Origin of the sequence: Natronosalvus halobius, from assembly GCF_024138145.1 — an archaeon.
Taxonomy (GTDB): domain Archaea; phylum Halobacteriota; class Halobacteria; order Halobacteriales; family Natrialbaceae; genus Natronosalvus; species Natronosalvus halobius.
This window is the reverse complement of record NZ_CP099997.1, coordinates 1,604,593-1,630,238: the sequence shown is the minus strand read 5'-3', so window position 1 is coordinate 1,630,238 and position 25,646 is coordinate 1,604,593. Positions and strand designations below refer to the sequence as shown.

The 25,646-nt window shown below is 65.4% G+C and carries 26 protein-coding genes; 11 read left to right on the top strand and 15 right to left on the bottom strand.

All coding sequences use genetic code 11. The features are described 5' to 3' along the window. Positions 1-30 precede the first annotated feature (30 nt). From NGM15_RS07930 to NGM15_RS07920, 3 genes are read left to right on the top strand one after another with little or no spacing between them, the layout of a single operon-like run. Entirely contained in the window at positions 31-528 is a 498-nt protein-coding gene (locus tag NGM15_RS07930; RefSeq protein WP_253437554.1) for a Mov34/MPN/PAD-1 family protein, read from the top strand. Next, a complete protein-coding gene (locus NGM15_RS07925; RefSeq protein ID WP_253437551.1) occupies positions 525-698 on the top strand; it encodes a hypothetical protein in 174 nt (57 codons plus the stop codon). Before NGM15_RS07930 ends, NGM15_RS07925 begins: the two co-directional genes overlap by 4 nt. Next, on the top strand, positions 695-1,186 hold the full coding sequence (locus NGM15_RS07920) for an FAD synthase family protein (protein WP_253437547.1): 492 nt from the start codon (positions 695-697) through the stop codon (positions 1,184-1,186). Before NGM15_RS07925 ends, NGM15_RS07920 begins: the two co-directional genes overlap by 4 nt. 89 nt (positions 1,187-1,275) lie before the next feature. Here the strand turns inward: NGM15_RS07920 and NGM15_RS07915 are convergent, their stop codons facing one another. The 4 genes from NGM15_RS07915 to NGM15_RS07900 all read right to left on the bottom strand — a co-directional run bounded on the left by NGM15_RS07915 (position 1,276) and on the right by NGM15_RS07900 (position 4,273). Beyond that, entirely contained in the window at positions 1,276-2,160 is an 885-nt protein-coding gene (locus NGM15_RS07915; protein ID WP_253437544.1) for a sensor histidine kinase, read from the bottom strand. 79 nt (positions 2,161-2,239) lie between these two features. Next, positions 2,240-3,388 carry a pyridoxal phosphate-dependent aminotransferase gene (locus tag NGM15_RS07910; RefSeq protein WP_253437541.1) on the bottom strand — a complete coding sequence of 383 codons (1,149 nt, stop codon included), beginning with the start codon at positions 3,386-3,388 and terminating at the stop codon, positions 2,240-2,242. A 36-nt stretch (positions 3,389-3,424) separates the two neighbouring features. Next, positions 3,425-3,847: a 6,7-dimethyl-8-ribityllumazine synthase gene (gene ribH / locus NGM15_RS07905; protein ID WP_253437538.1), complete on the bottom strand. Its 423-nt coding sequence runs from the start codon at positions 3,845-3,847 to the stop codon at positions 3,425-3,427. A 201-nt stretch (positions 3,848-4,048) separates the two neighbouring features. Continuing rightward, complete coding sequence (locus NGM15_RS07900; protein ID WP_253437535.1) at positions 4,049-4,273, bottom strand: hypothetical protein; 225 nt, start codon at positions 4,271-4,273, stop codon at positions 4,049-4,051. A gap of 728 nt (positions 4,274-5,001) precedes the next feature. On the opposite strand from NGM15_RS07900, the gene NGM15_RS07895 reads away from it, so the two are divergent. Then, positions 5,002-6,327: a dicarboxylate/amino acid:cation symporter gene (locus tag NGM15_RS07895; protein ID WP_253437532.1), complete on the top strand. Its 1,326-nt coding sequence runs from the start codon at positions 5,002-5,004 to the stop codon at positions 6,325-6,327. 103 nt (positions 6,328-6,430) lie between these two features. On the opposite strand, the gene NGM15_RS07890 is transcribed toward NGM15_RS07895, so the two are convergent. After that, positions 6,431-6,982, bottom strand: coding sequence for a hypothetical protein (locus NGM15_RS07890; protein ID WP_253437530.1), 552 nt, complete (start codon positions 6,980-6,982; stop codon positions 6,431-6,433). 189 nt (positions 6,983-7,171) lie between these two features. On the opposite strand from NGM15_RS07890, the gene NGM15_RS07885 reads away from it, so the two are divergent. Beyond that, positions 7,172-7,438 (top strand): hypothetical protein, encoded by a 267-nt coding sequence (locus NGM15_RS07885; RefSeq protein WP_253437527.1) that lies wholly within the window; start codon positions 7,172-7,174, stop codon positions 7,436-7,438. Positions 7,439-7,477: 39 nt separating this feature from the next. Here NGM15_RS07885 and NGM15_RS07880 read toward each other — a convergent pair whose 3' ends face one another. After that, positions 7,478-7,990: an SPW repeat domain-containing protein gene (locus tag NGM15_RS07880; protein WP_311136460.1), complete on the bottom strand. Its 513-nt coding sequence runs from the start codon at positions 7,988-7,990 to the stop codon at positions 7,478-7,480. A gap of 161 nt (positions 7,991-8,151) precedes the next feature. Here NGM15_RS07880 and NGM15_RS07875 point away from each other — a divergent pair, with 161 nt between their 5' ends. The 6 genes from NGM15_RS07875 to mutS all read left to right on the top strand — a co-directional run bounded on the left by NGM15_RS07875 (position 8,152) and on the right by mutS (position 16,754). Beyond that, complete coding sequence (locus tag NGM15_RS07875; protein ID WP_253437524.1) at positions 8,152-11,040, top strand: AAA domain-containing protein; 2,889 nt, start codon at positions 8,152-8,154, stop codon at positions 11,038-11,040. Between the two features lie 83 nt (positions 11,041-11,123). Next, the gene (gvpA, locus tag NGM15_RS07870; RefSeq protein ID WP_253437521.1) at positions 11,124-11,411 is read left to right on the top strand and encodes a gas vesicle protein GvpA; all 288 of its coding nucleotides are present in this window, start codon (positions 11,124-11,126) and stop codon (positions 11,409-11,411) included. A 9-nt stretch (positions 11,412-11,420) separates the two neighbouring features. Further along, the gene (gene gvpN / locus NGM15_RS07865) at positions 11,421-12,470 is read left to right on the top strand and encodes a gas vesicle protein GvpN (RefSeq protein ID WP_253437518.1); all 1,050 of its coding nucleotides are present in this window, start codon (positions 11,421-11,423) and stop codon (positions 12,468-12,470) included. A 70-nt stretch (positions 12,471-12,540) separates the two neighbouring features. After that, positions 12,541-13,107 (top strand): gas vesicle protein GvpO, halophile-type, encoded by a 567-nt coding sequence (gene gvpO / locus NGM15_RS18785; protein ID WP_305882006.1) that lies wholly within the window; start codon positions 12,541-12,543, stop codon positions 13,105-13,107. A 172-nt stretch (positions 13,108-13,279) separates the two neighbouring features. Next, entirely contained in the window at positions 13,280-13,684 is a 405-nt protein-coding gene (locus NGM15_RS07855) for a CHY zinc finger protein (protein WP_425494476.1), read from the top strand. 82 nt (positions 13,685-13,766) lie between these two features. Then, positions 13,767-16,754, top strand: a complete 2,988-nt coding sequence (gene mutS / locus NGM15_RS07850) for a DNA mismatch repair protein MutS (RefSeq protein WP_253437515.1) — start codon at positions 13,767-13,769, stop codon at positions 16,752-16,754. Between the two features lie 118 nt (positions 16,755-16,872). Here mutS and NGM15_RS07845 read toward each other — a convergent pair whose 3' ends face one another. The 9 genes from NGM15_RS07845 to NGM15_RS07805 form a co-directional block, all read right to left on the bottom strand. After that, complete coding sequence (locus NGM15_RS07845; RefSeq protein ID WP_253437512.1) at positions 16,873-17,049, bottom strand: 50S ribosomal protein L37e; 177 nt, start codon at positions 17,047-17,049, stop codon at positions 16,873-16,875. After that, positions 17,046-17,273, bottom strand: coding sequence for an LSM domain-containing protein (locus NGM15_RS07840; RefSeq protein ID WP_253437509.1), 228 nt, complete (start codon positions 17,271-17,273; stop codon positions 17,046-17,048). The genes NGM15_RS07845 and NGM15_RS07840 overlap by 4 nt, the downstream gene beginning before the upstream one ends. 442 nt (positions 17,274-17,715) lie before the next feature. Further along, positions 17,716-18,834 (bottom strand): phosphotransacetylase family protein, encoded by a 1,119-nt coding sequence (locus NGM15_RS07835; protein WP_253437507.1) that lies wholly within the window; start codon positions 18,832-18,834, stop codon positions 17,716-17,718. Continuing rightward, on the bottom strand, positions 18,831-20,927 hold the full coding sequence (locus NGM15_RS07830) for an acetate--CoA ligase family protein (RefSeq protein WP_253437504.1): 2,097 nt from the start codon (positions 20,925-20,927) through the stop codon (positions 18,831-18,833). Before NGM15_RS07830 ends, NGM15_RS07835 begins: the two co-directional genes overlap by 4 nt. A gap of 70 nt (positions 20,928-20,997) precedes the next feature. Then, positions 20,998-22,059: a metal ABC transporter permease gene (locus NGM15_RS07825; RefSeq protein WP_253437501.1), complete on the bottom strand. Its 1,062-nt coding sequence runs from the start codon at positions 22,057-22,059 to the stop codon at positions 20,998-21,000. A 1-nt stretch (position 22,060) separates the two neighbouring features. Beyond that, positions 22,061-22,801, bottom strand: coding sequence for a metal ABC transporter ATP-binding protein (locus tag NGM15_RS07820; protein WP_253437498.1), 741 nt, complete (start codon positions 22,799-22,801; stop codon positions 22,061-22,063). Positions 22,802-22,863: 62 nt separating this feature from the next. Continuing rightward, on the bottom strand, positions 22,864-24,402 hold the full coding sequence (locus NGM15_RS07815; RefSeq protein ID WP_253437495.1) for a metal ABC transporter substrate-binding protein: 1,539 nt from the start codon (positions 24,400-24,402) through the stop codon (positions 22,864-22,866). Positions 24,403-24,659: 257 nt separating this feature from the next. Beyond that, complete coding sequence (locus NGM15_RS07810; protein WP_253437493.1) at positions 24,660-25,136, bottom strand: YbaK/EbsC family protein; 477 nt, start codon at positions 25,134-25,136, stop codon at positions 24,660-24,662. A 73-nt stretch (positions 25,137-25,209) separates the two neighbouring features. Next, on the bottom strand, positions 25,210-25,632 hold the full coding sequence (locus NGM15_RS07805) for a DUF7988 family protein (protein WP_253437490.1): 423 nt from the start codon (positions 25,630-25,632) through the stop codon (positions 25,210-25,212). Between the last annotated feature and the right edge of the window lie 14 nt (positions 25,633-25,646).

Sequence of the window (25,646 nt, the reverse complement as noted above, 5' to 3'; positions counted from 1 at the left end):
TTTAGCAACGTCAGGACCGGACGTAGGGGCATGGGTCTGCTGGACGCGTTCTTTCGCTCGAGCGAGATTCTCGGCATCGCCGAGGAGACCGTCGAGTTCGCCCTCGAGTCCTCCGAAGCCGCCCACCCCGACGAGTACATGGGGTTTCTCCGGGGGACCGAGGCTGCGGAACTGGGACTCGACCGGGAGGGGCTGGTCATCACCGACGTGCTGATCATCCCCGGAACCGAGTCCAATAGCGTGAGCGCGACCGTACAGACCAGTTCGATTCCGAACGACGTGAAGGCTCTCGGCAGCGTCCACTCCCACCCCAACGGCGTGATCCGGCCGAGCCAGGCTGACCTGGAGACGTTCGGCCGGGGCAGCGTGCACGTTATCATCGGCGCGCCCTACCGCCGGAACGACTGGAAGGCGTTCGACTCGCAGGGGCGGCGGACGCACCTCGAGGTCATCGACGTCGACTTGCCCGACAGCGAGTCGTTCTTCGATTTCACGCAGGCGGACATCGACGAGGAGTTACGCGGATGAACGACGCGAACGATGCGAGCGATACGAGTGTTGCGAACGATGCGAGCGATACGAGTGTTGCGAACGATGCGAGCGATGCGGGTGTTGCGAACAATGCGAGCGCGGTGAGCGCGCAAAGCGCGGCGAACGGTAACGGCACCAACGCGACCGACGGTGAGAGACTACAATGACGGACACGCGAAACACCGACCGAACGACACGAACCCGGGGACGAGACGGCCGACCCGACGAGACGCTCGTCGTCGCTCAGGGAACCTTCGACCTGCTTCACCCCGGCCACGTCCACTACCTGGAGCAGGCCAGGGCGATGGGCGACGAACTCGTCGTCATCGTCGCTCGGCCGACGAACGTCGACCACAAGGAGGCCCCGATTTGTGCCGCCCGGCAGCGCCGGGAACTGGTCGCCGCTCTCGAGGTGGTCGACGAGGCAATCCTGGGTGACCGTGAGGACATCTTCCGGCCGATCGAGGAACTCGATCCCGACGTTATCGCGCTGGGCCACGACCAGCACCACGACCCCGGTGCAATCGAGGCCGAGCTCGAGTCCCGCGGCATCGACTGTGCGGTCGAGCGTGCGTCGGGGCGAGAGCCAAAGTACGACGACGAACTGTTGTCGACGCGATTGATCGTCGAGCGAATTCTTCGACGCCGCGGGTAACGGAATTCGGCTTACAGGATTTGGGTAACGGCTTGGGTCAGGTCCCTACGCTCGAGTTCGATGGGCGTTCGAATCCGATCCAAACGCAGTCAGAATACGGCGCGAACGGTCGTCCCACCGGCGTCGGCCCTGCTGACCTCGAACGTCCCGCCCGACTCGAGCACGAGGATCTGTGCCAGCCAGAGGCCGACGCCGCTTGCGTGAACGAGTTGATCCTCGACGGCGGTTTCGAGTGCCTCGCGCTCGGTCGCCGGGATGCCGACCCCATCGTCGACGACCTCGAAGGCGACGTGCCCGTCCGCAGACCGATCGACCGCGAGCCGCACTACCGGTTCGGGCGAGCCGTGGTGAACGATGGCGTTCTCGAGCAACTCGTCGATGGCGAGTTCGACCTTCGGATGTGCTTCGAATCGGGCAGTCTCCGGAACGTCCGTTTCGATTCGGGCTGATGGGAACCGTTGGCGGTAGATCTCGGCGTACTCCTCGACGATCTCCGCCAGGTCGACCTCCGTTCGAGACTGTGGACCCGTTCCGATCACCGACTCCAGAGATCGTGATTTGTCGCCGATCGAAACCAGCCGCTCGGCTTCCTCTTCGATGATTTCGAGTGATCCGTCGACGTTCTCGGTTCGCTCCTGGAGCGTCTCGGCGGTCCCCTGGATAACGTTGCAGGTGTTCCGAAGGTTGTGCCTGAGCACGCGGTGGAGAACGCTCGAGTGTCGAAGCGCGAGGTCGAGGCGGCGGTTCGTCTCCTCGAGTTCGTGTCGACTTCGGGCGACGAGGGCGTAGATGATGATGGTCGAGGCGAGGATGAAGACGAGCCCTTTTGCCGTCTGTGCGACGGACATGGCTGCGATCGTTGGAAACAGTATCTCGAGGAACCGATCGGTGAGGACGACCCACAGTCCGCTCACGATCGCGTAGATGCCGGCGATTTGTGCGGCTGTCAGCGATCGACGATTCTCGAGACCCATATTCTCGCTACGGAGACAATATCAATAAAACTAGGTGTGTGGTCGGAGAATGTGGCGGAGGGCGCCGTCTCGAGGTCGATTAGAGGTAGTCTTCGGCCGCCAGCCGCTCGATTCCCTCCTCGAGTCGCTCCTCGCTCGCCGCGTAGGAGATGCGGGCGTATCCGGGTGTTCCGAAGGCACTGCCGGGGACGGTCGCGACGTGGGCGTCTTCGATGGCGCCCTCACACCAGGCCTGGTCATCGGCATCGACGGGGAGCATCATATAGAACGCGCCGTCTGGAACGGCCACATCGACGCCGTGGTCCTCGAGCAAGTCGACGACCAGGTCGCGTCGGTCCTCGAACGCCTCGACCATCTCGGTCACGGCATCGTCGGTGTTTTCGAGCGCCTCGATCCCGGCGTACTGGACGAAGTTCGTCGCCGAGGAGACCGAGTGGCTGTGGAGTTTGCCGGCCTGGTCGATCAGGTCCGTTGGTCCGGCGAAGTAGCCCAGTCGCCAGCCGGTCATCGAGTAGGCCTTCGAGAAGCCGTTGACCGTGATGGTGCGATCGGCCATCCCTTCGAGAGTTCCGAGACTCGTGGGCTCGACGCCGTAGGTGATCTCTTTGTAGATCTCGTCGGAGATGACTGTGATATCGTGCTCGACGGCCAGGTCACGAACACTCTCGAGCGCCGCGTCCGAGTAGACCGCGCCCGTCGGGTTCGACGGCGAGTTGACGATCAGCAGGTCGGTGTCGTCGGAGACCGCCTCGGCGAGGTCGTCGAGGGCTGGCTCGAGCCGGAAGTCAGTTTCCGAGAGGTCGACTCGCGAGAGCGTGCCGCCTGCCATCTCGACCATCGCCTCGTAGGAGACCCAGGCGGGGTCGAGGAGGACGACCTGGTCGTCTGCCTGAATCAGCGTCTGGACGACCTCGTAGAGCGATTGCTTCGCGCCGGGTGTGACGATGATCTCCTCCGGGCCGTGGTCGAGGCCGTCGGCGGCGAGTTTCTCCGAGATGGCCTCGCGAAGCTCGAGGTGGCCCGCGGGCGTCGTGTAGCCGGTGTGGCCGGCGTCCATCGCGTCCTTGCCGGCCTGGACGACGTTTTCGGGCGTCGGGAAGTCCGGTTCGCCGACGCTCAGGTCCACGACGTCGACACCGTCGGCTTCGAGTTCGGTGGCGAGCGCGGAGATTGTGAGGGTTGCGGACGGTTCGACTCGGGAGACGCGGTCGGTGAATTCCATGGTCATGGCTGAGGGTTTGGCTGTGGTGTGTTTCGCTGTGAGTCAGTCGGCTGGTTCGTTTGTTGGCAGTTCCTCGACGAGGGCGAGCGCGCCGTCGACGGCCTTCGCGGCGTTCTCGACGCGCTCGCGGGCCTCCGCGGCGGACATGCCGGGACCTGTGACACCGAGGGTTACCGGGGTGTCACGCTCGAGGCTGACGTCGGCCAGACGGCCGGCGGCGGCGTCGGTGATCACCTGGTCGTGGTCGGTGTCGCCGGTGATGACCGTCCCGATCACGACGACGGCGTCGACGGCCTCGAGGCGGGCGAGCCGGTCGGCGGCCAGCGGTGCGTCGTAGACGCCAGGGACCGACACCACGTCGTACACGTCGGCCTCGGCGGTCTCGGCGGCCTCCAGGGCGGCGGCTTCCATCCGTTCGGTGATCGGACGATTGAACTGGGCGATCACCAGCCCGAGCGTGGTCATACTCGAGGCGAAGCGTGGATGCCTAAAAGAGGTACCGCTATGGGCGAGTGTAACGAGCCCGGAACCGGCAAACACCCGTTCTCGCCCCCGTTCCCCGCGAGCGATTCCGAGCCCGGTACTCGAGGAACGCTCTGCGGGATCGAATGCTCGACCGAAACGATCCCTCCCGAACGAAGAGGGCTGCTGACCGGAACGTCGTCGCTAGCTGTTGTGAGGTGGTTCGTCCCGGTGATTGTCCGGGTTTTCCTGCTCGAGGGCCTCGTTCTCGCGTTCGATCGATCCGTGTTCGATGTCCTCCTTTCGCTCCTCTTCGTCTCGGCGACGGCGGGCCTCTTTTTCCTCCTCGGTGAGTTCTTCGTTCTCGTCCGCCTCGGGGTCTTCTTTGGCCAGTTCGACATCTCGGCCGTGATCTGTCTCTTCAGACATAGTCTTCACCGGTTTGTGATTGACGGTTCGCTCAAAAGGTCGTTGGGCTTGCAACCGCCATCGTCTCGTCGGCCCGCAGCTCTACGGACAGCCGAAACGTCGTTCGAACGCGGCCTGACTAGTAATCCTTTATCTATAGTGCTATGCTACAACCATTGTATTATATGTCGTAACTGCTTCGAGTCGGTGGTCTCTTCCACCCGACGTCGAAATCGAGCGTCTCGGGCTCCATTGTCGCTTCCTCGTATACCTATCCGACGATGGTGAACCGATGCTGCTCGGTCACTGTTCCGTCCGGCCACGGCGAGTGCTGGCGCAGTAGCCCCTCGTGGCGGCCACCGTACTTTTTGGGCTCGACTCACGAACGCGTACAGCTCGAACGGGTCGACGGTTTCGTGACTGATTCGTTCGAAAATCAGTCGGTCTGTATCGAGACGCGTGGAAAACAACGTGTGCATCCTGCTATCCGTGTATCCGTAGAACCCGAGAGGTACAGGGTGAGCAGTGTGTACTCATCGCGAGCGAATAAGGTGAGCGAGCGAGCCAAGGAATCCCTCGAAGGCGCAGCTTTGCTGCGTCGGAGGGGATGACGCCGTGATTTTCATCAACGTTTCGCCGAGCGAGCGAGCGAAGCGAAGGAGCGTAGCGCAAACGGTTGGCTGTCACAGGTGGCGGAGAATCTCACCGACAGCGACACCGATTGATGGCCTCAGCTAGAAGCGAAGCCAATGAGCCAGACCCGCGCGTCGCTCCACCGACGCCTGTGGAGCACGTATCGATCCGTCCCACTCATCTACCGCATCGCCGTCGCATTCGTCCTCGGATCCGCTCTCGGCGCGGTCGCCGGGGAGCGAGCGAGCGTTCTCAGCCCGCTGGGGGATCTCTTCTTGCGCCTCCTGGAGATGCTCATCATCCCGATCATCGTCTTCACGCTGCTCGGCGGGATCCGCAAACTGACGCCGTCTCGGCTGGGCAAGGTCGGTGGGCTCACGGTCGGGCTCTACATCGCGACGACGACCGTCGCGGCCGTCATCGGCCTCGCAGTCGCGAACCTGTTCGACCCCGGTACAGCCGTGGAGTTCACCGGTGGCGAGGCTCGAGAGGCAGAGCCGCCGACGGTCACGGAGGTCATGCTCGGAATCGTCCCGGAGAACCCGCTCGGGGCGATGGTGGAGGGTGACATCCTCGCGACGATCTTCTTCGTGATCGTCTTCGGGCTTGCGCTGACGTCGGTCCGCGAGGCCACGAACGACGAGTCCGTCGAGGGGGCGGTCGGCGGTTTCTTCGCGTTCATCGACGCTGGAACGCAGGCGCTGTTCAAGATCATCTGGGGCGTCCTGGAGTACGGCGTCGTCGGCGTCTTCGCGCTGATGGCTGCGTCGATTGGGGCCGAGGGACTCGGGGCGATCGTGCAACTCGGCGCGCTCGTGGGCGTCATCGCGGTGGGGATCGTGATCCACATGACCGTCACCTACCTCGGCGTGATGACGATCGGAATCCTCGGGCAGTCGCCGCTTGACTTCCTCAATGGGGCGAAAGACGCCATGCTGATGGCGTTCACGACGCGTTCCTCGACAGCCACCTTGCCCGTCACGATCACGAACGCCGAGGAGAACCTGCGGATCGACGAGTCGGTCTACGGCTTCGGGCTGCCCCTCGGGGCGACGATCAACATGGACGGCGCGGCGATCCGGCAGGCGGTCACGGCCGTCTTTGCCGCTAACATGGTCGGCATCTCGCTGGGGCTGGGCGAGCAGGTGCTCGTCCTCTTTACGGTGATCCTGATCAGCATCGGGACGGCCGGCGTCCCCGGGGCCGGGCTCATCATGCTCACCGTCATCCTGAACGCACTCGGCCTGCCCCTCGAGATCGTCGGCTTCGTCGCGGGCGTCGATCCGATCCTCGGTCGGATCGCGACGACGAACAACGTCACCGGCGACCTCGCAGTCTCGTCGGTCGTCGGCAAGTGGACCGGTGCGATCGACCTCGCGGACGGGGCGTGGGCCGACGCGCCTGTTGACGGGGGACCGGAGGAGACCGTGACGACCGATTGACGAACGAGTTGCTCTCGTCGAGTGTATTCGTCGAGTATCTTGTCAGCCGTTTTCCTCGAGTGTTCTCGCCAACGTCTCTCGTGATAGATGACGACGACGCTCGCTACATGAACCCGCGATCGACCGCGTCCTCTTCGATCAGGTCCTCGAGTTCGGAATCCAGCAACTTCTCGGCGTCTTCGAACTCGTCGGACAGCCCCTCGAGTTCGTCGGGACGGTCGTACTGGTCGTACGCCATCGGCCCGAACGCGGGGCTCTCGAGGGCGCCCATCACGTCGTCGAAGAAGTCCTGGGGCCGCGTCGGCGCGTCGGCGTGCGTCTGGACGACGGTCTCGAGGCGTTTGGCGACCGATTGGGCGTGGTCCTCGTTCTCCGGCGGAGACTGAACGGCGAACCGGCTGGGCGTCTCCTCGTCGGGGAGAAAGGAGCCAATCTCGTCGTCCAGGTGACGAGCGACCCGGCTACCGATGCCCCTGACCTCGTAAGGGTTTTTCGCGTACGTCTTCAGGACGAACAGCCCGACACGAGGGTGGGCGAGGTACATGTCCTCGCCGACCCCGCGGGCCCGGTCGCCGGCGACCGCGCGCCAGCCCTCGGGGTCGACGTCCCGTTCGACGACGTCCTGGAGCACATCCTGCCAGTCACGGATCCGCATACTCGACGATACGCGCCGGGAAGAAAATACGTATCGGTCGGGACGACCCGCGCCCCGTCCGCCGCGTAAGGTGACGTTTCCAGACAAACGCGGGATTGAACCGCCGTCTCGTGATCGGTTTCGGGCTCGCTCGAGAACCACAAGAGCTACGAAACCCCCGTTCTGGTGTCCGGTAAGAACGGATTTCGTATGCCCGCTACCGACACATTCCCGTTGACGGAACTGTTTCGAACCGCGCCCGTCGAAACCGCGCTCGTCGTCGTCACACCGGTGGTCCTCGCGCTCGCCCAACTCGCGATCGGGGTACTCACCGACGGACCGCTCCTCCCCGTGATCGGCTTCGCAATCGTCATGGGCGCGTTCGCTGCCGTCGCCGCCGGCTTTCTCGAGGCGACCCATCGACGGCGGCGACTCGAACTCGAACTCGAACTCGAAGGAGTCCCCCTCGAGCCGTAACGTGGATCGAACGGACTCCCCTCGAACCGTGACCCGAACTCAGAACCGCGATCGGGCTTCCCCCGTCACGGATCGTGCTTCTCGAGCCGTGTAGACGGTCCAGCCCGAGAGACCGACGACGAGGAGGCCGGCGGCGAACGTACTCCAGAACAGCGCGCCGACTATTCCGAGGGCGGGGGCCGCGACGATCAGCCAGAGTCCGAGGACGGCGACCAGGGAGGCAACGACCGGGCTCAGCGGGACGTCGTTTCGGACGCGATAGTAGTTGTACCCGGCGGCGAGTGCGATGACGAGGCCGACGAGAAAGTTGTTCGTGACCGCGGTCGACGTCGCTCCCGCGTCGAGGAGGAGTCCCGAGAGCGCGACCCAGAGCCCCAGTCCGGCGATGATCGCGCTGAGAATCGGTGTCTGTTTCCGTCGCTCTTCGTTCGCGATCTGGGTCGACTCGTCGCGCGGGTCACGCTCCATGGTTCGGTGACTCCCGGTCGATTCGGCGTGGCGATCGGCCATGATCTCGAGCGGGGTGGGCGCTCGTCGGTTCGACTGTCTCACGGTCTCGTCGGTTGGCGAGGATCGACAAAAGCCCGTTCTACCGTTACGGCCTTCTGTGGCCAACTACTCCGGTAATACGGTGTTTCCGGCACAGAAACGATCGTGGGGCGACGCGACAGCGACCGATAGCGTTTTTCCCTCCCGGGTCCGTCAGAATAGCCGTGAACGTACGCGGAACTGTCGCCGGTGAGGTGTCGATCCGAACGGTGCCGACGAGTTACGGCGAGAGCGAGCTCGCGGAGGTACCCGTTCGCGTCGAGTCGCTCGAGGGTGAGGCGATGGGTCCGGAGGCAGTAGCCGACACGGGTATAGCGGCCGGTGGGGATGCGGCAATCGACACTTCGACCACAGTCACAGTCACCTGCTGGGGCAAGTGGACCGAATCCGCCGAGCGTCTCGAGCCAGGGATGGAACTGCTGGTCACGAACGCTGAAGAGGGCGAGTACCAGGGCGAGACGCAGTACTCGACGACGGGGGAATCCTACGTCGTCGTCGAACCGAGCTTTCTCGTGAACGTCACGGCCATTCGGAACTGGGTCGAGTGCCCTCGCCTGTACTACCTGAACAAACTCTCGGGCGTTCCGCTCAACTACCCCGTGGTCAAGGGGACCATCGTCCACGAGGTGTTCGGCGACCTACTCCGGGGTCGTGACCTGGACGCCGCGATCGACGAACGGATCGACGACCGCGGCCTCGAACTGGGCCTACTCGGCGAGTCGCCCGAAACGGTCGAGGAGGACGTTCGGAAGAACGCCGCAGCCATCGAGGGATGGCTCGAGCAGGGTCGGCTTACGGGTGGCGATGGGGTGGCCGCTGCCACCGAAGACGGGACGGGTACTGCCACCGAGGACGGGGCGGCCGCTGCCACCGAGGACGAGGCGGCTGCCGAAGACGGGGCGGCCGCTGCCGACAACTCGGCGCGAGCGTTCGCGCCCGAGCAGAGCGAGTGGCGCTCCGAGCAGTTGCTCATCAGCGAGACCTTCGGCATCCGCGGGCGGGCCGACGCCATCCGACGTGGGGCTCCCGTCGAACTCAAGACCGGAAAGAATCTTCGGAAGGAACCCCGGTTCAAGGACAAGGTGCAGGCGGCCTGCTACGCCCTCCTCCTCGAGGAACACGGCGACCCCGTCGATACCGGAACCCTGCTCTACACCAAGAACTCCGCACTCGAGCGCGACGAGGAGACCGGCGACCTCACGCCCGCGAAAGACTTCTCGATGGGGCAAGGGCTGCTGAAGTACGTCGTCCGCCTGCGAAACGAAATCGCGGCGATGGAGATGTCGGGGTCGATCCCGACCGGAAAGGAAGCGGACGCGAAGTGTGAGTACTGCTTCGAGCGCGACACCTGCATGGTCGTCTCCGGGCGCCTGGACCAGGAGTCGAAGGCGGGTTCGATCGGCCAGGCGCTCCCCGACGAGGAACTCGAGCACTTCGATCGTTTCTATCGCGCTATCGAGGAGGAGCGCCGCGAGGTCCACCGGGAGTACGCCAAACTCTGGGAACAGACCGCCGAGGAGCGCGCCGACGACGACCGGGCCATCATCGACCTCGAGTTCGAAGGCATGCGCGAACTCGAGGGCGGACGCTGGGAATTGCGCGCACGCCAGCGCTCCCCGGCGACCTCGAAGATCCGCGAGGGCGACCTGGTGCTCGCGAGCGACGGTCATCCCGTTCGGGGGGAGGCCGAACTCGCCCGCATCGAACGGCTGGACGAGGAGGTCGTCCTGACCGCCGACGAACCCGTCGCGGTGACTCGGCTGGACATCTACCCCTCCGAACTCACGACAGACCGACTGCTGACGGCGCTGCACGACGCCTTGCTGAAGGGCGATCAGCGGCGAAAGGACGTCCTCTTCGGGCGAGTGGAACCCGAATTCGACGACCTCGAGGAGACGTTCGTCGACAACAACGCGGCCCAGGACGAGGCGGTGCGAAAGGCCGTCGGCGCCCGGGACTGTGCGCTGATTCACGGCCCGCCGGGGACGGGGAAGACCTACACCATCGCTCGCGCGATTACCAAGATGGTCGAGCGCGGCGAGCGCGTCCTCCTGTCTGCCTTTACCAACCGCGCCGTGGACAACGCGCTCGAGGCCGTGCTCGAGGCGTTCGGCGAGGCCGGAATCGATTCCGACACCGTGGTCCGGGTCGGCAGCGAGAGCGGAGTCCGCGAGGACATGCAGCGCTACCGCCTCGAGCGGTCGGGCCACCCCGAGAAACGGCTCGAAGAACTCCAGAGCGCACGAGTAGTCGCGGCGACGACGGCCTCGTGCGGTTCCCGGATCATGGCCGAGCAGTCGTTCGACGTGGCGCTGGTCGACGAGGCGGCCCAGCTCACCGAACCGGGCACCTACGCCGCCATCGAACTCGCCGACCGTTTCGTCCTAGTCGGGGATCACGAGCAACTCCCGCCGGTCGTGCGCGCGGAGAACGACCTCTCGACCTCGCTGTTCGAACGCCTCGTCGACCTCCACCCCGACGCCGGCGTGATGCTCGACCGCCAGTACCGGATGAACCAGCGCATCCAGTCGTTCGCCTCACGGGAATTCTACGACGGCGCGTTGCGTCCGGCGACGGCCGAGGTGGCGGGTCGGACGCTCGACGACCTGGAGGGCGTTTCCCGCGATGCCCTCCCCGATCCCCTTCGCGATCCCGTCTCGTTCGTCCTCGTCGAAGGTGACGGCGAGCAATACACGGACGCCGTCGAGGCCGAACGGATCGTCGAGTTGATCGAGACGTACGAACGAGCGGGACTCGACCGGAACCAGATCGGTGTCATCGCCCCCTTCCGGGCGCAGGTCGCGACCATCTCGAACGCGGTTCCCGACGGCGTCACAGTTGACACCGTCGACCGGTTCCAGGGCTCGAGCGAGGAGGTGATCGTCATCTCGTTTACGGCGACCGGCGACCTCGAGGGGCCAATCTTCGAGGACTATCGGCGGATCAATGTCGCGTTGACGCGGCCCAAACGGGCGCTCGTGTTAGTCGGCGATTCCGCTGCACTCGAATCCGATCCGGTCTACGCGCGGTTGCTCGAGTGGGCCGACCGGTAGCTCCCGGTTTCGGCCAGGACGAGGGTAGCTTGCAGGTGCAATCCAAGTCGTCAACCCGCATCCAGTGTATACGTAGATACAGTATGGCAGCACCACAACGCAGACCTGACTCCTCGAGTCTCGCCGAAGTACTCGACCGAATCCTCGACAAGGGCGTCGTCATCGACATCTGGGCGCGCGTCTCGGTCGTCGGGATCGAACTCCTGACCGTCGAGGCCCGCGTGGTCGTCGCCTCGGTCGACACGTTCCTCCACTATGCGGAGGAAATATCGAAAATAGAACGGGCAAGTTCCGAAGGCGATCTCGAGGACCTCGAGGAACTCGAGATCGAGCAGCGTCCCGAATCGTCGCCGCAATCGGCGGCCGAGTGATCACCACGAATGGGCTCGGACTCCGGACGCAAACGAAAGGTTCGCGGACGGAAGATCAGGAGCGACCGATCCGTCAAGGAGCGACGGAAGGCCGAAAAGCAACGTCGTCGGGCAGCGAAGGAAAACGGCACCAGCGGTAGCGCTAACGGCACCACAGACGCCAGCACCGACGTCCTTCGCTCGCCCCAGTCGGCGGCACCCGACCCGTTCGTCTCGACCGACGCCGTCGAGGACCTGACGACCCGCATCGGGCGCTGGCTCGAGGCCGACCAGCCGGTCCACGTCGTCGGGCCGACCGGCTGCGGAAAGACCGCGCTGGCGCTCTCGGCGGCGGCCGAACGCGGTCGTCCGGTCGTCTGGATCGACGGCGACCAGGCGGTCGACACGGGTACCCTCGTCGGCGAACACGCCGGTGGCGAGAGCTACGTCGAGGACGACCAGTACGTCAGCGGCGTCCACAAGCGAACCGAGGTCGTGCGCGAGCGGTGGGTCGACAACCCGCTCTCGGTCGCCGCCCGCGAGGGCGCGACGCTCGTCTACAACGAGTTCTCCAGGAGCGACCCGCTCGCCCACAACGTCTTGCTATCGGTCTTCGAGGAAGGCGTTCTCGAGCGGCCCGAGAAACGCGGCGACGATCGGAAGATCGACGTCCACCCGGAGTTCCGGGCGATCCTCACCTCGAACACGGCCGAGTACGCGGGCGTCCACGAACCGCAGGACGCTCTCCTGGACCGAATGGTCGGCGTCCACGTCGACTACTACGACGCCGAGACCGAGCGCGAAATCGTCGCTGCGCACGTTGAGTTGCCGGACGACCAAGTCGAGCGAGTCGTCGACGCGACGCGTGCGCTTCGCGAGGAACTCGACGTGGTCGTTGGGACCCGCGTCGCCATCACGGCGGCGAAGGGGCTCGCGGTCTTCGGTACCGGGGGCGACGATGCCATCGACGACGAGGTACTCGTGACGGTCTTCACCGACGTCCTGGCGCCGAAGTTCGCCGGTCGCGAGGACGGGGCGGACGTCGCCTCCCTCGAGGGCCGCGTCGCGGACGCCATTTGACGAATCGACGCTCACCGACCACTAACCGACGCACACCAACCACTAACTCGCTCGACGACGAAGAACACCCATGGCCGAAGCAGAATCCGCGTCAGCCGACCAGTGTAAGGCGATCACGTCCTCCGGAGAGCGGTGTTCACGGCCCGCCCAGGAGGATGGATTCTGCCACCAGCACGGGCCTGACGACGAGACGGTCGACGACGAGGAGGCGAGCGAGAACGCCGACGAGTCGGCTACGAAGGGGTCGACTACGGAGGACGCCGACGAAACCGGCGATGCCAGCGAGGACTCACAGATGAACCAACAGGAAACCACTGATCCAGACGCGGTCGACACCGACGACGTCGACATCGAGGCCGAAACGGACGACGACCAGCTCGAGGGATTCCTCGCGATCCGACGGCGAATCGAGCGCGCCGCCGATTCGATCATCGGCCATCCGCTCGATACGATCAGCGAAATCTCGCCGACTGACGAGGGCTGGGTGGCCGTCGTCGACGTGATCGAACGGCGAGCGGTGCCCGACACCCAGGACATCCTGGGGCGGTACGAACTCACCCTCGATTCGGACGGGGCGATCCAGGGCTACCAGCGCCTCGACCGGTTCCGTCGCGGCGACACGGTGGCGTTCGAGTGAGCTGTCGTCTCACACGCTTGGCGTCTGGCCAGTAGCCTCGAGTCCTGCCGATACCGTCGTGTCCTGTCGGTAGCCTCGAACCCAGCCAGTAGCCTCGAGTCCTGCAACTGTCGACCCCCTCGAAACCCCCGCCGACGCAACACTCTCCTTCCCGGCGCCCGACGTCTCGAACGTGAGCGACTCCGATCGCGACGTGCCCGTCCAGGGCGTCGACCTCGACGCCGAAACCCGTTGTAGCCACTACCGGAGCGACCGCGACGTCGTCGCCCTCCGGTTTGGCTGCTGTGGGGACTTCTTCGCGTGCTACCGGTGTCACGAGGCCGTGGCGGACCACGAGGCAGCCCCGTGGCCGCACGACCGGTTCGACGAGCCAGCGGTCTACTGCGGGGCCTGTGGGTCGACTATGACGGCCCCCGAGTACCTCGAGAGCGAGCACACCTGTCCGCGCTGTGGCGCACCGTTCAATCCGGGCTGTCGGCGACACGTCCACCTGTACTTTGAGGGCATCGACACGCATGTGGAGGGGCTGGACGCGAGCGACCGCACGGACACGAGCCTGACGGACGGGACTCGCTGACTCTCGACGGAAAGCGGCCGCTGGCCGACACAACCGTGGCCAACCCAGCAGGTATTTTTGCGTGCGGGCGCCGCTATCGAGTATGGACTCCGCGCTTGGTCCCCCCGAATCGATGTCCGAGCGACGCGCGGAACTTACGCCGATGATGGCCCAGTACCACGACCTCTGTGCTCGGTACGACGACGCCATCGTCCTCTTCCAGGTCGGCGACTTCTACGAGACCTTCGGCGGCGCCGCCGAGACGACCGCGCGGTTGCTCGAACTTACCCTCACCAGCCGCGAGGACTCGACCGGTGAGTACCCGATGACCGGAATTCCGGTCGACAACGCCGCCACCTACGTCGAGGAACTGCTCGAGGCCGGCTACCGGGTCGCCATCGCCGATCAGGTCGAGGAACCGGGCGAGTCGGCGGGCGTCGTCGAACGGGCGGTAACGCGGGTAATCACGCCCGGAACGCTCACCGAGGACGAACTGCTCTCCAGCGACGACAACAATTTCGTGGCGGCGGTCGCCGTTGGCGACGGTTCAGGAGACACGGCTGGCGACGCGACCGGGGACACGAACGCGAACGCAGACGTCGCCCTCGCCCTCCTGGACGTCTCGACCGGCGACTTTCTGACCACCAGCGCCAGCGGCCCCGAGCGAATCGCCGACGAGATCAGCCGCTTCGTGCCCTCCGAGGCGGTTCTCGGCCCGTACGCTCCCGACGATATCCTCCCGGAGCGGTGTATGGTCACGCCGTTCGATCCCGAGGCATTCGACCTCGAGCGCGCCACGGACCTCCTCGAGACGTACGTCGCTCGAGCGGAGGCGCTCGTCGCGAGCGACGCGGAGGTTCGCGCCTGCGGAGCCGTGCTCGCCTACGCTGAGTACGTTCGCGGGGGTGTCGAGGGAGTTGTGGACGAAGCCGACCTCGGGCCCGGCGAGACGGATGACGGCGAATCGACCGAACACGAGCGCCAGGGAGACAAAAACGAGAACGAGAACGAAAACGAAGACGGCGACGGCGAGGAAGGCGACGGAGACGAAGACGGCGACACGAGCGACGACGGACGCCCACGCCTCGAGTACCTCACGCGACTCCGCCGGTACGACCCCCGCGAGTACCTGCTCCTCGACGCCGTCGCCGTCCGGAGCCTCGAACTCTTCGAACCACGAGGCGTTCACGGCCACGAGGAGGCCACCCTCGTCGGCGTCCTGGACGAGACGGCGAGCGCCCTCGGCGGTCGCAAACTCAGGGACTGGCTCCGGCGACCGCTGCTCGAAGCCCAGCGGATCGACGACCGTCTCGACGCCGTCGAGGAACTCTACCGAGACCCCCGCACGCGAGAGGCGATCCAGGACGCGCTGACGGGCGTGTACGACCTCGAGCGCCTCATCGGACGGATCTCTCGGGAGCGGGCCAACGCTCGCGACCTTCGGTCGCTCCACGACACGCTCGCTGTGGTTCCCGAGATCCGGGGTGCACTCGAGGACGCCGAGGCCGGTCGACTGAAGCGAATCCGCGAGGCGCTCGACCCGCTCGAGGACGTCCGTCGGCTGATCGATCGGGCGATCGTTAGCGATCCGCCCCACGAGATCACCGAAGGCGGCATCGTCGCCGACGGCTACGACGCCCGCCTCGATACCCTCCGGGAAACGGCCAGGGACGGCAAGCAGTGGATCGACGAGCTCGAGGACCGAGAACGCGAGCGGACGGGCGTCGACTCGCTCAAGGTGGGCTACAACTCGGTCCATGGCTACTACATCGAGGTGACGAACCCGAACCTCGAGGCCGTCCCGGCGGACTATCAGCGCCGCCAGACGCTCAAGCGCTCCGAGCGCTTCGTCACGCCCGAGTTGAAGGAACGCGAGGACGAGATCGTTGGCGCGGAGAGTCGGGCCGACCAGCGCGAGTACGACCTGTTCTGTCGGGTTCGTCGCGACGTCGGTGCAGAAGTCGAGCGCGTCCAGACGCTCGCCGACGCCCTCGGGACACTCGACGTGCTGTGTTCTCTGGCGACCGTCGCCGCCGAGCGCGATTACAGCCGGCCCGAGGTGCTCGAGCGCGGGAGCGGTATCGACGATGATAGCGGTGACGGCGACAACGGCGATGACGATGGTGACGGCGGTGACGGCGATAACGGCGATGACAGCGATGACGGCAGTGACGGCGATAACGGCGACAACGGCGATGACGACATTGCGCCCCGCATCGAAATCGAGGCCGGCCGTCACCCCGTCGTCGAACGAACCCAGGAATCGTTCGTCCCCAACGACGCACGCTTCGACGCCGAGGATCGGCTGGCGATCATCACGGGACCCAACATGTCCGGAAAGTCGACGTACATGCGCCAAATCGCTCAGATCGTCTTACTGGCGCAGGTAGGGAGCTTCGTGCCCGCTCGAGGCGCGACGCTCACGCCAGTCGAGCGCATCTTCACCCGGGTCGGCGCCAGCGACGACATCGCGGGCGGGCGCTCGACGTTCATGGTCGAGATGGACGAACTCGCGACGATCCTCCAGGAGGCCGACGAGCGGTCCGTCGTCCTCCTCGACGAAGTCGGCCGAGGCACATCGACGAGTGACGGCCTCGCCATCGCCCGTGCGATCACCGAACACCTTCACGACGAGATCGGGGCGCTGACGCTCTTTGCGACCCACCACCACCCCCTGACCAAACTGGCCGACGAACTCGAGGGGGCGTTTACCCGTCACTTCGAGACGACCCAGGAGGGCGGCGATGTCACCTTCGACCACGAAATCGCTCCTGGCGCTGCCGCTGGCTCGTACGGCGTCGAAGTGGCGACGTCGGCGGGCGTTCCCGACCCGGTCGTCGAGCGCGCTCGTGCGCTGGTTGACGATGATGACAAGGGTTGCGAGGATGATCCGGTCGGTAGCGGGACGGAGGAGGGATCCACCGCCGCTCCGAGCGACGTCGAGTCGACTCCCGCACCGACCGTGAGTTCAGACGGTGGGGACGACCCGAGCGACGTCGCGAGCGAACTCCGGGCGCTCGACCTGGCCCACCTGACTCCCGTGGAGGCGCTCACCGAACTCGACCGGCTGAAGCGGTTGCTCGAGGAGTGACTCGGGGCCTGTTGGTGAAGCGCACGGCTGTTACGGGCGGAACGCAACCGATGATCGACAAACGAGAAGTGGCGCGATCACCGAGTCGATACGTGAAGAGTCGTCAGATCGTCTCCCGTCAGTTGTCGCCGGTTTTGCCCTGCCAGGCGTACGAGCGGCGTTTGGCCGACTTGCCGAAGCCACACGACGAGCAGACGCTTTTCTTGACGTGGTAGGATTTCTCACCGCAGCGCCGACATTTGACGTGCGTCGTCTTGTTCTTCTTTCCTTGGCTCGGGGTTCCTGCGCCAGTCATGGAGTGATCGAAACGACGTTATCGCCGCGTATAATGGTTGTGTCTTGGACCGAGGGCTCGTCGGTCGGATCCGTTTCCTGTGAGACGGTGACGTCCTCGAGGACGAGATTCATGTGCTGGTCGTAGCCGGCGAGGTCACCGACGTACTCCTCGCCGCTCTTGAGTCGAACGCTGACCCGGTCGCCGAGTGACGCTTCGAGGACGTCTAGCGGTCGTCCACTCATACACGAGAAGGCAGTTGTTGGACACTTAACCGTACCGGTCCGGCGGCTCGGGTGGGACCGCCTTCGTCCGGGGTTAGCCTCGAGCTGAGCGCAATCGAAGCGACACGATTATTTAAATGAGGGAAATAATTAAATACTACATACCATCTTCTGGTCGGCAGGGCGACGAGTGAAGGTTTATCGCTGGATTCTGAATATAATCAGTGCCGGAGTGCCTCTGACAACCGGCGATTGCGGCGGGTCCCCATGCCCGAGGGACACGCCGTAGTGTTACCTTTTGACCGACGCGATCAACGCAGAGCGGTCGCGTTCGATTCACTCGTACACGAGGAGAGAACCGGAAACCGTCCTGGGAGGGTAGTCTGTGGAAACCGTCCTGGATGATTGGTGTGGAAATCGCGACGGGACATCCCCCGAGGTCTCGAGCGCCGCTACCGGCCGCTCAGCGAAGCGACTCGAGGTCGGCGTGGTCGGCGAGAAGCGCCTGCATGCGCTCGACGGTCGTCTGGTCGCGGGTCCGACCGCTTCGGACGATTTCCTCGGCCCGCTCGACGGTCGTGAGCGTGTCCGACTGGACTAGCAGGACGGGGACGTCCTTCTCGGCCGCCTGGCCGAGGATCGCGCCGGACGGGCGGTGGCCGCCGGTCAGGATGAGACACTTCACGCCCCGTGCCTCGAGCGCCGCGGAGTGGATGTCCGCGCGGTCACCACCCGTGATGACGGCGGCGTTTTTCGTCCGCCGGAAGTGCCTGAGCGCGCTGTCGGCACCCATCGCCCCGACGGAGAAGCGCTCGACGTACTCGTCGAGGCCGTTCTCGGACAGCACGCGCCCGCCGAGTTCGTCGGCCAGGTCCTGGACGGTGACGCCGGCCAGCGTCTGGTCGCGTGGCAGGACGCCGTGGACCGGTACGCCTCGCCCCTCGAGGAAGGGCGCGATGTCGGACTCGAGCTGGTCCCGGACGGAGTCGGCGACGGCGTTGAAGAGGACGCCGTCGAACTGGTCGCCGAATGCGTCCGCCGCCGCCAGCACGTCGTCGACGTCGCCCGGGGTCTCGTAGGGAGCGATCACCAGCACGCGCGCGTCGACCAGCGACGCGATGTCCGCGTCGGTCAGGTCCACGATGGCGCCTTGCTCGAGTCGGCCCGCACCCTCGAGGAACATGCGGTCGCGGTCCGCCGCGAGGGCGTCGTAGGCCTCCGAAACGCGCTCGCGCAGTTCCTCCGGGTGTTCTCGTCCCCGAATCGCCTGCTCGATGAACGTCGGCGAGTAGACCACGGGCTCGAGGTCGTGCATCTCGGCGTCCAGGCCGAGGATTTCGCGCGCGAGCATCGGATCGGTGTCGAGGGTCTTGCCGACGTTGCTCTGGAGTCGGGTCCCCTTGGGTTTCATGTAGCCGACGTCGTCGCCCGCTTCGGCGGCGTGGTTCGCCAGCGCGAGCGTGATCGCCGTCTTACCTGTGCTCTCCTCGAGGGAGGCGACCAGGATCGGTCGGGTGCCGTTCGTCTTCGCGTTCGCCGTGGTGTCGGTTTCGGTTTCGGTTTCCGTATCTGAGTCGGTCATAGCTCCTCCGTGTCAACGGTCAGTCTGAGGTCGATCGCCTGTACGCCGCCGGATCCGGCGACGAGGGGATTCACGTCGAGTTCGAGGATCGCCGGGAAGTCGGTCACCAGCTGTGAAAGTCGCTGGATCGACTCGACGACGGCGTCGACGTCGGCCGGATCGCGCCCTCGAGCGCCGCGCAGGAGCGGCGCCGCTTTGATCTCGTCGACCATCGCCCGGGCCTCGCTCTCGCCGATCGGCGCGACCCGAAGCGATGTGTCCTCGAGGATCTCGACGAAGATGCCGCCCAGGCCGAACAGGAGCAGGGGACCGAACTGCGGGTCCCGGTTCATCCCAATGATGGTCTCGGTCGAGGACTCGAGGTCGAGCATCTCCTGGACCTGGACGCCGATGATCGTCGCGCCGGGCTGGTAGTTTCGCGCCTTCGCGACGACGTCCTCGTAGGCGTCGTAGACCTCGTCGTCCCCCACCCCCACGCGGACGCCGCCTATGTCGGACTTGTGGCTGATGTCCGGGCTGACGATCTTGAGGACGACGTCGCCGTCGATCGACTCGGCGACCGCTCGCGCGTCCGCCGGATCGTCGACGATTTCGCCCGTCGGCGTCGGAATGCCGTAGGCCTCGAGCAGGTCCATTGCCTCGACGCCGAGGCGGTTGTCCGACCGGTCTCGGGCGGTCTCGAGGATCTCCCGGGCCCCCTCGCGGTCGACGTCGAATCTGGTGGGCTCGTCGGTCGTCGCCTCGCGAATCGAGCGATAGCGCTCGAGGGCGTCGAGCCCCGAGACGGCCCGGGCGGGGTCGAAGTAGTTGGGAATTCCGGCCTCCCGGAGGACCGCCTCCGCGTCGCGCGATCGACTGCCACCCATCAGGCTCGTGACGATGGGTTTCTCGTGCTCGTTTCGTTTCTCGATCACGACTTCGCTCAGTTCGTCGTACGGGAGCACAGCCGTCGGGGCGCTGACGACGACGGCGCTGCCGACGTTGGGGTCCGAGAGGGCGATGTCGAGCGCCGTCTCGAACCGCTCGACGTCGGCGTCGCCGATGACGTCGATTGGGTTGTAGACGTTCGCCTCATCGGGCATCGTCTCGGTCAGTCGGTCGATCGTCTCGTCGGTAAAGCCGGCCATCGACAGCGTCGAGTCGCCGACCGCGTCGGTGGTGAGCACGCCAGGTCCGCCGGCGTTCGTGACGACGGCGACGCCGTCGGTCTCGGGCGTCGGCAGTCCCGAGAGCGCTCGTGCCCAGTCGAAGAGTTCCTGGACCGACCGCGCGCGGAGGACGCCCGCCTGCTCGAGGCCGGTCTCGTAGGCGGCCTCGCTGCCGGCGATGGCGCCCGTGTGTGAGGAGGCGGCCTGCGCACCTGCGCTAGTCCGACCCGACTTCACGAGCACGATCGGCGTGTCGTCGCTCACCTCGCGGGCGACCTCGAGGAACTCGTTGCCGTGATCGATTCCCTCGAGGTAGCCGATGACGACGTCCGTCTCGGGATCGTCGCCCCACTCGCGGACGAAGTCCGTCTCGTCGAGCACCGACTTGTTGCCCAGCGAGACGACGTCCCGGAAGCCGATCCCCTGTTCGTTCGACCAGTCCAGGACGGCGGTGATGAACGCACCCGATTGGCTCATGAACGACACCGAGCCCTCGATGGCGTTCTCGGGGCCGAACGTGGCGTTCATCCCGGTCTGTGTGTTCATAATCCCCAGACTGTTGGGGCCGACCAGATTCAGGTCGTACGACGCGGCGAGGTCGCGCACCTCGCGCTCGCGAGCGGCGCCTTCGCCACCCGTCTCGGAAAACCCGGCGGTGATGACGACGACGTTCTCGACGCCCGCCTCGGCGCTCTCCTCGATCGCCTGGAGGACGATCGACGGCGGGACGACGATCACCGACAGATTGACCGGCGGTGCGCTCGCGACGTCCGGGTAACTCTCGAGACCCAGCACGGACTCCCGGTTGGGGTTGACGGGGACCACGTCGCCCCGAAAATCCGCCTGCAGATTCTCGAGAATCGCCCGTCCGACGGCGCCCTCGCGGTCGGTCGCGCCGACGACGGCAACGGTCTCGGGTGCGAATAGATCGCGTAACCTTCCCATCGAATGTACTGTTCCCCGGGAAGGGAGTTAAACGTGGGGCCGTTCCCTGTGGGTGGGATTCACCGGAGAGCTAGTGGGTCGAAATCGCCGCGACCGACCGACTCGAGAGCGCGATCACCAGCAGGTAGACGGCGATGGCGACGACGATGATCGAGCCGCCGGAAGGGAGCCGCTGCGAGATGGCCAGGCCGAACCCGCCGGCGATCGAGAGCTCTCCGAATAGGACCGAGAGGATCACCGTTTCCCGGAATCCGCGGGCGATCTGTGAGGCGGCTGCCACGGGGATGACGAGCATTCCGGCGACGAGGATGACGCCCAGGACCTGAATCGAGCCGACGACCACGACTGCGGTCATCACGACCAACAGCGTGTTGTACGCGGTGACGTTCAGTCGCGCGACGCGAGCGGCCTGCTCGTCGAACGTGATGAACAGGAGTTGTTTGTACGTGGCGGCGACGACCGCGACGACCGCAACGCTGAGGACGGCCATGAGTCGGGCGCTCGAGGCCGTGACGATCGAGAGGTCGCCGAAGAGGTAGTCCTCGATGCTGATGCCGCGCCGGCCTCGGCCCCAGCTCACGACGAGCGTCCCGACGGCGAAACTGCCCGTGAGCATGATCGCGACGGGGACGTCGCCGTAGGCGTTCGTCCGCTCGGAGAGCCACTGGACGCCCAGCGCGCCCAGAATCGCGACGACGAGCGCCGCGTACATTGGCGAGCCGGCCCAGCCGACTAGCGAGGCCGCGGCGAAACCGATCGCGACGCCGGCGAAGGCCGTGTGTGCGAGCGTCTCGCCGATCAGCGCCATTTCGCGGTGAACGAGAAAACTCCCGATGAGTGGGCCGACGATGCCGATCAGGACGCCGGTGGCCATCGACTGCCACATGAACGACCACTTGAAGACGTTCGTCCCGAGGGAGTAATCGAGCCACTGGCCGGCGATCATGAACTGCTCGTACGCGCCGGCCGCCAGCGGATACTCCTGGAGCCAGTAGAGGACGACGAAGCCAATCATGACGGTGGCCACCAGCCCCGTCAGGGCGAGGCCGGCGACCTCGAGGCCGTATCGCAGGCCGGAGTCGTGACTCGAGACCGGTTCGGCCGCCCTGGCGGTGTCTGTCCCTTCGGTCATCTCAGTGATCGTGGTGGACGATCTGTCCCGTCGCCCCGTAGGCCTCGGCGAGCGCGTCGCTCTCGACGAACGACTCGGTGTCGCCGTGGTGGTACAGTTCCGTGTTGATGCAAGCGATACGCGAGGCGCGGTCGGTGACGACGCCGATGTCGTGCTCGATGAGGATGATCGTAATCCCCGACTCGTTGAGCGATTCGAGTAACTGGTAGAACGCGTCCCGGGACTCGGCGTCGACGCCGACGGTGGGTTCGTCCAGGGCGAGCAAATCCGCCTCGCTCGCGAGCGCACGGGCGATGAACGCTCGCTGGCGCTGTCCGCCCGATAACTGGGTGACGCGCCGATCCGCGATGTCGGTGATGCCGACCGTCTCGAGGGCGTCCTGGACGATGGCGCGGTCCTCGTCGGTCAGTCGCGCGTGGCCCGCGTGGGCGAATCGCCCCATGGTCACCGCCTCGCGAACCGTGACGGGCATCGACCCGCCTTGCTCGGTTGACTGCTGGGAGACGTAGCCGATGCGCTCGCCGTCGACGAACTGATCGACCGATTCACCGAAGAGGTCGATCGAACCGCTGTCGGGCTCGAGGAGGCCGAGCATGAGGTGCAAGAGCGTCGTCTTGCCGGAGCCGTTGGGGCCGATGAGGCCCAGGAACTCGCCCGATTCGATGGTCAGCGAAACGTCTTTCACGACGGGGGTGTCGCCGTAGGCGAACGAAACGTCGCGGACGTCGACCGCGGAAGTCACTGGCGAGTCTCCGCCCGCAGGGGAGTTAGTTCTTACACTTTCGTGTCGGTCGTCGAGGGACATCACTCGGCTTTGAGTGCGGCGCGAAGCGACGGCAGGTTCAGTTCCGTCATCTGTTCGACCCAGCCCCAGTCGCGGTCGTTCCACTCGGCCAGCGTCCCACCCACCGGGGTCAGCGGCGCCGTCTCGGTCGCCTGGCTGTCCTGGACGATGGTCTCGGCGAGGGGCGGCACCTCGCCCTCGGGAACCTCGAACGGATCGTAGAGAATCGTGTCGATTCCGCGTTCGTCGACGAGTTCGATCGTCTCGGCGATCTCGCCGGGGCTCGGCGACTCGTCGGGAGAGACCCCGACTGGCGAGTGGAGCTCGAAGCCGTAGCGGCGCTCGAGGTACCGGAACGAGTCGTGACCGGCGATCACGGCGACCTCGAGGTCGGCCTCGTCGACGAGCGCCCGAAACTGCTCGTCGACTTCGTCGAGTCGCTCGGCGTAGGCCTCGGCATTGGCCTCGAAAGTGTCCGCTTCGTCGGGCGCAACTTCGGCGAGTCCGTCGGCGATAGCGTGAACGACGTCCGCGGCGAGCACGGGATCGAGCCAGACGTGCGGGTCGTGGAAGGCGGTCATTCCCGATCCGGCGTCAGCGGTGACCTCGACGCGGAGTGAATCGGCGCTCGAGTCCCAGACGATTTCGTTCTCTCGTTGGAGTTCGAAGACGAGACGTGTGTCTCCTTCCTCGAGTCCGCGTAGCTCGACGATGTGGCCGTCCACGTCGGTCTCGAGGACGTCCGCCGTCGCGTCGTCGGCGACTCGGGCCTCGAGGTGTGTGGATTCGTCGTCCTGGAGCGAAAGCTCCTCGCCGTCGGCTTCGAGCGCAACCTCGAGTGCGATGGATTTGCCGACTGGAACGAACGGAATGCCGCCGTCCCAGTGATCGCCGTGCCAGTTGGCGGTTACCTCGCCCGAGGAGGTGTGCAGTTCGACGGTCTCGAGGGATAGCGATTCTCCCTCGTGGTCGTCGTGGTCGTCGTGGTCGTCGTGTTCGTCGTGTTCGTCGTGGTCGTCGTGTTCGTCGTGGTCGTCGTGGTCGTCGTGTTCGTCGTGTTCGTCGTGGTCGTCGTGGTCGTCGTGTTCTTGTTCGTTGTCTTCGTGCTCGTGTTCGTCGTGATTGTCATCTTCGTGACCGTGATCATCGCCCGAAAACGACAGAAATTGCGCCTCGGGAACGCCCGCGAGTCCGTCGATGACCGCCACGTCGGTTCCGTCCTCTGCTTCGAGTTGTGTGGCGATGTCCTGTGCCCAGGAGAATTCGGGACTATCGAAGTAGACGAAGACGTCAGTTTCGGCGACGGTTCGAATTAGATCGCCTTCCGGGCTCCAGCCGTGACCCAACTGGCCGGCATCGACAGGGTCCTCGAACGACCCTGTATCGCCCACGACCTCGCTGGTCCAGTCCCAGAGCGGGAAGAAGGCGGCGTATCCGGTGACCTCATCGGGCCCGTCACCGTCAGTCTCGTCTCCGGGTTCGCTCAGACACCCTGCGAACGCACCGATACCGAGAGCCGTCGCACCGCGACCCAGTACACGTCGGCGTGTCAGTTCCATATCTCCCACCAGCGGTCACGCCGATAAAAGTGTTATTATCTTATTGACCAAGGTTAATAACTCGTGGCAGGAACGTGGGAGCAGATTATTAAAACAGGTTCCGACCGGACTTCTCGCGCATCGCTCTCTCGAGGTCGCACCGGACGGTTCCCCACCGCGGCTCGCTGCCGTCGGGCTGATGTCGCTCCCCCGCCGATCACTCGCCGTTATCGGATGGATAGACGAAACGAACCTACGCGAGAACGATCCGCGGCAGTTCACTCGACGACCGAAACGACTCTGGCGTTGGTCAGTTCCTCGAGTTCGGCTGGATCGATCGGAAAGACCGCAGACGGCGTTCCAGCGGCCGCCCAGACCGTGTCGAATTCCTGGAGTGTTTCGTCGAGGTACGTCGGTACGGGTCGGTCGTGACAGAACGGGGGGACCCCACCGATCGACCAGCCCAGGCGGGACTTGATCCGCTCGGGGTCGGCCATCTCGACTGCCTCGGGAGCGATTCCGATCGATTCGGCCAGTGCACTTTCGTCGACGCGGTTCGCACCGCTCGTGACCGTCACCACGAGGTCGCCATCGGCGTCGAACGCCAGCGAACTCGCAATCTGGGCGACGTCACAGCCGATGGCGTCGGCGGCATCCGCCGCCGTCTTCGTCCCCTCCGGAAACTCCTCGACGGCCGGATCGAAGCCGTACTCCTCTCGGGCCTGTGCGACAAACGTCGCTGCACTCGGATGCATTAGATTGTGACTCTCACGCACGGGTTTAAAAGGTAGCGGTCCGAGCGGTTTCGACGGGGACGAGCAGTGGTGCTCAGCGGAGTTCGACAGAAACGTCGACGGATTCGAGGCGGTGATACGCTGGCCTGGACGCGCGGTCGCGTTCGAGACCGAAGACGGCGAGCCGAACGACGAGTCGTCCTGGATGGATGGTCGCCCGAAGCATCGGACCGCGGCTCGTCACGACGACGTACGGCGGAGCGGGAACCGGTCGTGCAGGGAGGGTGTATCCCGCGGATTCGACCAGGTCGACGAGGAGCGGGGGAAACGCCTCCAGGAGCCCCGCCGCCTCGAGTGCGTCCTGAAGCGGATCGACCGCAGCGCCACTTGCGGAAACCGACTCGGCTGGCCAATTGTCGGCCACGGCGTCGGCACAGGCGTCGAGTCGGTCCAGAATCGCGCCGTGTTCGTCCAGGAGGCGGCGTTCGACCGCCCGTCTCGTGGCTCGGTGGCTCACCGTCGATCACCCGT